General features: G+C 44.8%; 1 pseudogene. It reads left to right on the top strand.

From position 1 onward, the window contains the following. Nucleotides 1–39: 39 nt before the first annotated feature. Nucleotides 40–1,155, top strand: a pseudogene (locus A3766_RS24955) (chromosome segregation protein SMC); the annotation flags it as partial.

Below are 1,155 nucleotides of genomic sequence, written 5' to 3'. Positions count from 1 at the left end.
ATGGGTGAAAGTTCGGCAAAGAACCTTCGTGGCGAGTCGATGACTGATGTTATCTTTAATGGCTCTACCGGTAGACAGCCCGTCGGACAAGCATCGATCGAGTTGTTGTTCGAAAATCAGGAAGGCAAGCTGAGTGGTGAGTATGCTTCATTCACTGAGATATCAATAAAGCGCAAGGTCACAAGAGAAGGTAGCTCTCAATACTACTTAAATGGCACGAAGTGCCGAAGAAGAGATGTTACTGATATTTTCCTCGGTACGGGAATGGGGCCTCGATCTTACGCAATTATTGAGCAGGGGATGATATCCCGCTTAATCGAGTCCAAGCCTGAAGAGCTTCGCGTATATCTCGAGGAAGCAGCAGGAATATCCAAATATAAAGAGCGTCGCAGAGAGACAGAAAACCGTATGCGTCGAACTCAGGACAATCTTGATCGCTTGGCCGATATTCGTGAAGAACTTGGTAAGCAGCTTCAGCACCTTAAACGGCAAGCAAATGCAGCTGAACGTTATGCTGAATTCAAGAAAGAAGAACGTCTACTCTCTGCAAAACTTCATTTTGTATATTGGGATCTTCTCGATCAGGACCTATCGGGCAAGTCCGATCTGTCTGTTAAATATGAAAAAGAAATAGAAGATGCCGTTATTGCTAAGAATAGCAATGAAAACAAAGTGGATGTGCTGCGTACTGAACTTGAAGACAAGCAAGAGGTATTCAATAAGTTTCAGGCAAAATTTTATCAGTCTGGCGGTGAGATTGCTGCGCTAGAGCAAAAACTTAAGTTTATTAAGAGCCGCCAGCTCGAGCAGGAGCAACAGGTTAGTCGGCTTAAAGAGGAAATTGCTGAAATTGACGAGGTATTGTCCGCTGACCATGAAACGCATGAGCTTGTGCTAGCGGATCTAGAAGAAATTGAAGCGGTATTTATTGAGCTTCAGGAGCAGCTTGAGCAATCCTCTTTCGAGCTGGAAATGCGCGAATCTGACATGGAATCCTGGCAACTTCGGTGGGATCAATTTAACCAGGACTCTGCAAATGCTCAAAAAAGCGCAGAGCTTGAGCAAGCTAAGATCCAGCAAACAGAAGAACGAATTCAAGAGCTCGAAATACGGCATGAACGCCTATCTCACTCCTCTATTGATGTGCAGCGAAGT

It is taken from the genome of Oleiphilus sp. HI0132 (genome assembly GCF_001635845.1).
The sequence above is the reverse complement of the archived record's forward strand: the minus strand, read 5'-3'. Positions and strand labels throughout refer to the sequence as shown.